Source organism: Streptomyces sp. NPDC001848, from assembly GCF_042891915.1.
Taxonomy (GTDB): Bacteria; Actinomycetota; Actinomycetes; order Streptomycetales; family Streptomycetaceae; genus Streptomyces.
Genome location: NZ_JBIATP010000039.1, coordinates 1 through 7,641, shown reverse-complemented (window position 1 = coordinate 7,641; position 7,641 = coordinate 1). Strand labels below are relative to the sequence as shown.

Annotated in this window: 6 protein-coding genes; 2 read left to right on the top strand and 4 right to left on the bottom strand. The window is 72.1% G+C overall.

Features of this window, described 5'->3' with window-relative positions; translation table 11 throughout:
- Nucleotides 1-231 precede the first annotated feature (231 nt).
- The 4 genes from hemC to ACFYZJ_RS39240 form a co-directional block, all read right to left on the bottom strand.
- Nucleotides 232-1,164: a hydroxymethylbilane synthase gene (hemC, locus tag ACFYZJ_RS39255; RefSeq protein ID WP_388577160.1), complete on the bottom strand. Its 933-nt coding sequence runs from the start codon at nucleotides 1,162-1,164 to the stop codon at nucleotides 232-234.
- A gap of 155 nt (nucleotides 1,165-1,319) precedes the next feature.
- Nucleotides 1,320-2,951: a phospho-sugar mutase gene (locus tag ACFYZJ_RS39250; RefSeq protein WP_388577157.1), complete on the bottom strand. Its 1,632-nt coding sequence runs from the start codon at nucleotides 2,949-2,951 to the stop codon at nucleotides 1,320-1,322.
- Between the two features lie 316 nt (nucleotides 2,952-3,267).
- On the bottom strand, nucleotides 3,268-4,092 hold the full coding sequence (locus ACFYZJ_RS39245; protein ID WP_388577155.1) for a purine-nucleoside phosphorylase: 825 nt from the start codon (nucleotides 4,090-4,092) through the stop codon (nucleotides 3,268-3,270).
- A gap of 110 nt (nucleotides 4,093-4,202) precedes the next feature.
- Nucleotides 4,203-4,643 (bottom strand): gamma-glutamylcyclotransferase, encoded by a 441-nt coding sequence (locus ACFYZJ_RS39240; RefSeq protein WP_388577152.1) that lies wholly within the window; start codon nucleotides 4,641-4,643, stop codon nucleotides 4,203-4,205.
- A gap of 96 nt (nucleotides 4,644-4,739) precedes the next feature.
- Between ACFYZJ_RS39240 and ACFYZJ_RS39235 the strand changes: the two genes are divergently transcribed.
- On the top strand, nucleotides 4,740-6,188 hold the full coding sequence (locus ACFYZJ_RS39235; protein WP_388577149.1) for an NAD(P)H-quinone dehydrogenase: 1,449 nt from the start codon (nucleotides 4,740-4,742) through the stop codon (nucleotides 6,186-6,188).
- Nucleotides 6,189-6,426: 238 nt separating this feature from the next.
- Nucleotides 6,427-7,335 carry a DeoR/GlpR family DNA-binding transcription regulator gene (locus ACFYZJ_RS39230; RefSeq protein ID WP_388577163.1) on the top strand — a complete coding sequence of 303 codons (909 nt, stop codon included), beginning with the start codon at nucleotides 6,427-6,429 and terminating at the stop codon, nucleotides 7,333-7,335.
- Nucleotides 7,336-7,641 lie beyond the last annotated feature (306 nt).

The window sequence follows — 7,641 nt, the reverse complement described above, 5'->3', positions numbered from 1 at the left end:
CTGCGTCATGGCGGGTGGTCCCGTGGCTGCGTCATGGCGGGCGGTTCGACGACCCCGGCAAAGAAGCGGCCGGACTCACACATCCGTCATAACGTGCGGCCCAACAGTCACGCCCCTGGTGTGGGCAGCGCTGTGCGAACTCAGCCCAGTTCCGGACGGAGCCGCCCGCACCGCGCCCGCCGGGTAGCTCGGCGAGGTGCAACGGCTGACCGCGCCGTGGGCGACGTCGGCCTAGTGGGCGATGCTGTCGATCAGTTCACGTGCGCCCTGGCGTAGGAGGGCGACGGCGACGGACGTGCCGAGGGTCGCGGGATCGAGGCGTCCCGCCCACTCGTGGGCGTTCAGTACGGTCTTGCCGTCCGGGGTGAAAACGCAGGCTCTCAGGGAGAGCTCTCCGTTGCGTTCGGCGCGTGCGAACCCGGCGATCGGGCTGTTGCAGTGGCCTTGAAGGACGTGCAGGAACATGCGCTCGGCGAGGGTTTCGCGATGCGTGGCCGGGTCGCCCAGGCCGCTGACGGTCTCGATGGTCTCGGTGTCGTCCTCCCGGCACTGGAGGGCGAGGACCCCTGCGCCGATCGGCGGCATCATCGTCTCGATGGGCAGGACTTCGGTGATCGCGTCGGTGCGGCCGATCCGTACCAGGCCGGAGACGGCGAGAAGCAGGGCGTCGGCTTCTCCGGCGGCGAGCTTTTCCAGGCGACGGTTCGCGTTGCCGCGCATCGGGACGCACTCCAGGTGCGGGTGGGCCGCAGCGAGTTGGGCGGTCCGGCGTACGGAGGAGGTGCCGATGCGGGTCCCGGCGGGCAGCTCCGCCAGGGTGCGGCCGGCGGAGTCGACCAGGGCGTCCCGGATGTCGTCGCGCTTGAGGAAGGCTGCGAACGTGGTTCCGGCCGGGAGGGGCCGGTCGGCGGGGATGTCCTTGACGCAGTGGACGGCGAGGTCCGCCTCGCCCGCCAGGAGGGCGGCGTCGACTTCCTTGGTGAACGCGCCCTTCCCGTCGACCCGGGAGAGGTCGCCCATCCACTTGTCGCCGGTGGTCTTCACCGGGATGACCTCGGTGCGCACCGCGGGGTGGAGCGCCGCCAGTTCGGCGCGTACGCGCTCCACCTGGGCGAGCGCCATGGGCGAGTCGCGGGAGACGATGCGAATCAGGTCACTCGGCATGAAGGCACGATAGACCCTCGGAGGCGGGCAGCGATGACGAGCCCGGCAGCCCACCCGCAAGCCCACCGCTGTGCGCGCTGTCCGTCATGCAGCACTGCGGGGCCGTCCGCCCCTCCGGCCCGGGCTGGGAGGGCGGACGGCCCGGCAGTGGGTGGTCAGATGCCGGCCGCCGCCGACAGGTCCCGCTTGATCGACGTCAGCAGGTCCGCCGCCTTGGTACGGGCGGTCGGGAGGTCGGCGTGGGTCGCGACCGGGACCACGACCTCCAGGTAGCACTTGAGCTTGGGCTCCGTACCGCTGGGGCGGACGATCACGCGGGCGCCGTCGAGCGTGTAGCGCAGGCCGTCCGTGGGCGGGAGCGTGTCCGTGCCCTGGGTGAGGTCCTCGGACCTGGTGATCGGCAGGCCGGCGAGTGCGGTCGGAGGCTGCTCGCGCAGGCGGCGCATCGCGGCGGCGATGAGCGACAGGTCCTGGACGCGGACCGAGAGCTGGTCCGTGGCGTGCAGGCCGTGCTCGACGGCGAGGTCGTCGAGGAGGTCGAGGAGCGTGCGGTCCTCGGACTTCAGCTGCGAGGCCAGCTCGGTGATCAGGAGCGCCGCCGTGATGCCGTCCTTGTCGCGCACACCCTCCGGGTCGACGCAGTAGCCGAGCGCCTCCTCGTAGCCGTAGCGCAGGCCCTCGACGCGGGCGATCCACTTGAAGCCGGTGAGGGTCTCCGCGTAGGGCAGGCCCGCCTTCTCGGCGATGCGGCCGAGGAGGGAGGAGGACACGATCGACTCCGCGAAGGTGCCGTGCGCGCCGCGCCGGACCAGGTGGGCCGCCAGCAGGGCGCCGACCTCGTCGCCGCGGAGCATGCGCCAGTCGGTGCCCTCCTTGACGGCGACGGCGCAGCGGTCGGCGTCCGGGTCGTTGGCGATGACGAGGTCCGGGTCCGTCTCGCGGGCCTTGGCGAAGGCGAGGTCCATGGCGCCGGGCTCTTCCGGGTTGGGGAAGGCGACGGTCGGGAAGTCCGGGTCGGGGTCGGCCTGCTCGGTGACGAGGGCGGGCTCGGGGAAGCCGGCCCTGGCGAAGGCGGCGAGGAGGACGTCCTTGCCGACGCCGTGCATTGCCGTGTAGACGGTGCGGGCGGTGCGGGGGGAGCCGGAGGCGAGGACGGCGTCCGTGCGGGCGAGGTAGGCGTCGAGGACGCTGTCGTCGAGGGTGTCCCACCCCCTGTCCGGGCGAGGGACAGCGGTCAGGGTCGTGATCGCGTCGATCTCCGCCGCGATCTCCGCGTCGGCCGGGGGCACGATCTGCGAACCGTCGCCGAGGTAGACCTTGTAGCCGTTGTCGCGGGGCGGGTTGTGGCTGGCGGTGACCTCCACACCGGCGACCGCGCCGAGGTGCCGGATGGCGAAGGCGAGGACGGGGGTGGGCAGGGGGCGGGGGAGGAGCGCCGCGCGCAGGCCCGCGCCCGTCATGACGGCCGCGGTGTCCCGGGCGAAGTCGGCGGACTTGTGGCGGGCGTCGTAGCCGATGACGACGAGGCCGTCGCTGTGACCCTTGGCCCTGAGGTACGCGGCGAGGCCCGCGGCGGCGCGGATGACCACCGAGCGGTTCATGCGCATCGGGCCGGCGCCCAGTTCGCCGCGCAGGCCGGCGGTGCCGAACTGGAGGGTGCCGCTGAAGCGTGCGGCGAGCTCGGTGACGTCCTCGGCGTCGATCAGCTTGGCGAGTTCGTCACGGGTGTCCGCGTCGGGGTCCTCGGCCAGCCACGCCTTGGCCCGTGCGATGAGTTCGTCGTGCACGTCGGGTCAACCTCTCGTTGTGGGTTGGGGTCTCGGTTGTGCGGCGGCAGGGCGGCGAGCGGGGATGGCGGGGATACGGGGACGTACGTGTCGCATCGCCTTCCCGTCCAGTGCAGCACGGTGGCCGCGTCGGCGTGGTGCCGGTGCCGCTCGGTCCGGGCGGCGGCAGTCAGCCCGTCGTGGGTCCCCGCCCCGGGAAGCCGAGAGTGGGAGTTCGAGGATGAGGACGAGGACGAGGTCGAAGGCTGGCAATGGGGGGCTCTGGGGGCTCTGGGGGCGGAGCCCCCAGAGGGAGGGCACCCCGTGTGGCAGTGCCCTACAGCCGCTCCAGCACCTGCGCCAGCAGCGCGCCCATCCGCGTCGCGGAGTCGCGGCCCGCCTGCAGGACCTCCTCGTGGTTCAGCGGCTCGCCCGTCATGCCGGCGGCCAGGTTGGTGACCAGGGAGATGCCCAGGACCTCGGCGCCCGCCTCGCGCGCGGCGATCGCCTCCAGGACCGTCGACATGCCGACCAGGTCCGCGCCCATGGTGCGGGCCATGCGGATCTCCGCCGGGGTCTCGTAGTGCGGGCCGGTGAACTGCGCGTAGACGCCCTCCTCAAGGGTGGGGTCGATCTCCTTGCACAGGGCGCGCAGGCGCGGGGAGTAAAGGTCGGTGAGGTCGACGAAGTTGGCGCCGACGATCGGGGAGGTGGCGGTGAGGTTGATGTGGTCGCTGATCAGGACCGGCTGGCCCGGGCGCATCGTCTCGCGCAGGCCGCCGCAGCCGTTGGTGAGGACGACGGTCTTGGCGCCGGCGGCGACGGCGGTCCGGACGCCGTGCGCGACGGCGGCGACGCCGCGGCCCTCGTAGTAGTGCGTACGGCCGAGGAAGACCAGGGCGCGCTTGTCGCCGATCCGGTAGGAACGGATCTTGCCGCCGTGGCCCTCGACAGCCGGCGGCGGGAAGCCGGGCAGCTCGGTGACGTGGTGCTCGGCAGCGGGGGCGCCGAGGGCGTCGACGGCCGGAGCCCAGCCGGAGCCCATCACGAGGGCGACGTCGTGGGTCTCGGCGCCCGTCAGCTCGCGCAGGCGCGCGGCGGCGGCGTCGGCGGCGGCGTAGGGGTCGCCCTGGAGGTCGTCCGGAAGAAGAGAAGCGTTCACGCGCATGAGGGTAGCCGGTCTTTGCCTACGCGCGTAGATGACGGAGGTCACGGCAATGCGATCGTTGTCTTGCCGTTTCCGGCAAAGGGGTGGAAAGGGGCGGAAAGCGATCAGCAGGGCCGCTTGCGCAGCTCCATCACATAGTCGTGCGGCGCCCCCGCGGACTCCGCGGCGTCCGCGATCTCGCCCAGGTAGCGGGCCGAGGGGAGGCCGCCCTCGTAGGCGTTGAGGACGTACGTCCACGCCGTCTCCTCGCCGTCCAGCGTGTGGACGCGGACGCTGCGCAGGCGGCGGTAGACGTCGAGGCCCACGCCCTCCCAACGGTCCATGGACTCCTCGTCCATGGGTGCGATGTCGTACAGCGCGACGAAGACCTGCGACAGCGGGTCCTCCACGATCGTCGCGAGAGCGCCCTCCCAGCCCAGGTGCTCGCCCCCGAAGGTCAGCCGCCAGCCGTTCAGCCAGCCCGTGGCGCGCAGCGGCGAATGGGGTGCGCGGCGGGTCATCAGCCGCGCGTCGAGGTTGCCGGCGTACGCGGCGTAGAGCGACATGGAGTCGAGGGTACGGCAGCGCTTCGGCGGCCTCTCCCGTAACAGAAGCATCACCGGCCGCCCCCAGGAGAAGCGCTGCCCGACGGGTGCGGGACAATGGAGTACGTGACTCGGATCGTGATCATCGGTGGCGGACCCGGCGGATACGAAGCGGCGCTGGTGGCCGCGCAGCTCGGCGCGGAGGTGACCGTCGTCGACTGCGACGGTCTGGGCGGGGCGTCGGTGCTCACCGACTGCGTGCCGTCCAAGACACTCATCGCCACGGCCGAGGTGATGACCACCTTCGACTCGTCGTACGAAGAGCTCGGGATCATCGTCGCCGACGACACCCCGCCCCTGGAGCAGGCCGCCCGCGTGGTCGGGGTCGACCTCGGCAAGGTCAACCGACGGGTCAAGCGGCTCGCACTCGCCCAGTCCCACGACATCACCGCCTCCGTCACCCGCGCCGGCGCCCGGGTCATGCGCGGTCGCGGCCGGCTGCAGGGCATGCAGGCCCTGGACGGCTCGCGCAAGGTCGTCGTACGGGCCGCCGACGGCAGCGAGGAGACCCTCACCGCCGACGCCGTGCTCATCGCCACCGGCGGTCACCCGCGCGAGCTGCCCGACGCCCAGCCCGACGGCGAGCGGATCCTGAACTGGACCCAGGTCTACGACCTCGACGAGCTGCCCGAGGAGCTCATCGTCGTCGGTTCCGGTGTCACCGGTGCCGAGTTCGCCGGCGCCTACCAGGCCCTCGGATCCAAGGTCACCCTCGTCTCCTCGCGCGACCGTGTGCTGCCGGGTGAGGACCCCGACGCCGCCGCCGTCCTCGAGGACGTCTTCCGGCGCCGCGGCATGAACGTCATGGCCCGCTCCCGCGCGCAGTCCGCCAAGCGCGTGGGCGACCGGGTCGAGGTCACCCTCTCCGACGGCCGCGTGATCACCGGCTCGCACTGCCTGATGGCCGTCGGCGCCATACCCAACAGCAGCGGGATGGGTCTGGAGGAGGCCGGGGTCAAGCTGCGCGAGTCCGGGCACATCTGGACGGACAAGGTCTCCCGGACGACGGCTCCGGGTGTGTACGCGGCCGGTGACGTGACCGGTGTCTTCGCGCTCGCGTCCGTGGCCGCCATGCAGGGACGCATCGCCATGTACCACTTCCTCGGCGACGCGGTGGCCCCGCTCAACCTGAAGACCGTCTCCTCGAACGTCTTCACGGACCCCGAGATCGCCACCGTCGGCTACACGCAGGCCGACGTGGACGCGGGCAAGATCGACGCCCGGGTCGTCAAGCTGCCGCTGCTGCGCAACCCGCGCGCCAAGATGCAGGGCATCCGGGACGGCTTCGTGAAGATCTTCTGCCGCCCGGGCACGGGGATCGTCGTCGGCGGTGTCGTCGTCGCGCCGCGCGCCTCGGAACTGATCCATCCCATCTCGATCGCGGTCGACAACAATCTGACGGTCGAACAGATCGCGAACGCCTTCACCGTGTACCCCTCCCTGTCGGGCTCGATCGCCGAGGTGGCGCGGCAGCTGCACACCCGGAAGACATCGGGCGAAGGCTGACGGCCCGGACGCCCGCTTTCCGGCCGGCGCCGCAGGTCAGGCGGCTGGTCATGGCGGGCGGCCGACGATGCGGACGGCAGGGGCGGCCCGGATGGGTATGGATCGGGCACCTATACCACTTTCCGCCCTGCCGTGCGAACAACTTCTGTTATTCGGCGCAAACTGCTGAAAGCAGACGGTCGTTGGGGTTACTGTCAGTTTCGTGTTCGCTGCAGAACGTCGCCAACTGATCCTCGAAATGGTGCGGGCCAACGGGGCAGTGTCGCTCCGTGAGCTCGCCCGCGTCGTCCAGACCTCCGAAGTGACCGTACGGCGGGACGTGCGCGCACTGGAGGCCGAAGGACTCCTCGACCGCCGGCACGGCGGTGCGGTCCTGCCGGGGGGGTTCACCCGGGAGTCCGGCTTCCCGCAGAAGTCCCACCTCGCGACCGCCGAGAAGACGGCCATCGCCGACCTCGCGGCGAGCTTCGTCGAAGAGGGCGAGGCCATCGTCGTAGGGGCGGGTACGACCACGCAGGAGCTGGCCCGCCGGCTCGCGCGGGTGCCCGGGCTGACCGTCGTCACCAACTCGCTCCTGGTCGCGCAGGCGCTGGCGCACGCCAACCGCGTGGAGGTGGTCATGACCGGCGGGACCCTGCGCGGCTCGAACTACGCCCTGGTCGGCAGCGGTGCCGAGCAGTCCCTGCAGGGCCTCAGGGTCTCCAAGGCCTTCCTGTCCGGGAGCGGGCTCACCGCCGAGCGCGGCCTGTCCACGTCGAACATGCTGTCGGCGTCGGTGGACCGGGCGCTCGTCCAGGCGGCGGCCGAGGTGGTCGTGCTCGCCGACCACACCAAGCTGGGCACGGACACGATGTTCCAGACGGTGCCGACGGACGTCATCACCCGGCTGGTGACGGACGAGCCCCCGGCACACGACGACCGCGCGGCCACGGAGCTGCAGGCGCTGGCCGACCAGGGCGTGCAGATCGCGGTCGCGGGGGCCTCGGCCGCGGACCCGGTCCCGGCGGGCGGCCGGCAACGCCGGGACGTTCCCCTCCCCGGGCCCCGCCGCAGCCAGACCCCCGGCCCACAGCTCCGCAGTGCCACGGCGCTCGGCGAGCATCCCTCGGCGGAGCGCGCCCGGGTGGCGGACCTGCGCCGCCGCTGAGACGCGGGCGCAGGCGTTCGGCCCTCCGGAGGTGACGCTCCGGGTGGCCGGCGTCGGGCCCGCCCCACTCCTCGTCCGTCGGACGACTCGGCTCGACGACGCGGCTCGCGGACATCCGTCAGGAAAGCAGGCGCCCGGCGGGTCGGGTCCTTCCGGTCCGCCGGGCGTTGTGCTGTCCGTGTCGGTCAGTCGGTGCCGTCAGTCCTTGATCTCGCAGATGGCGGCGCCGGAGGTGATGGAGGCGCCGACCTCGGCGTTCAGGCCCTTGATGGTGCCGGCCTTGTGGGCGTTCAGCGGCTGCTCCAT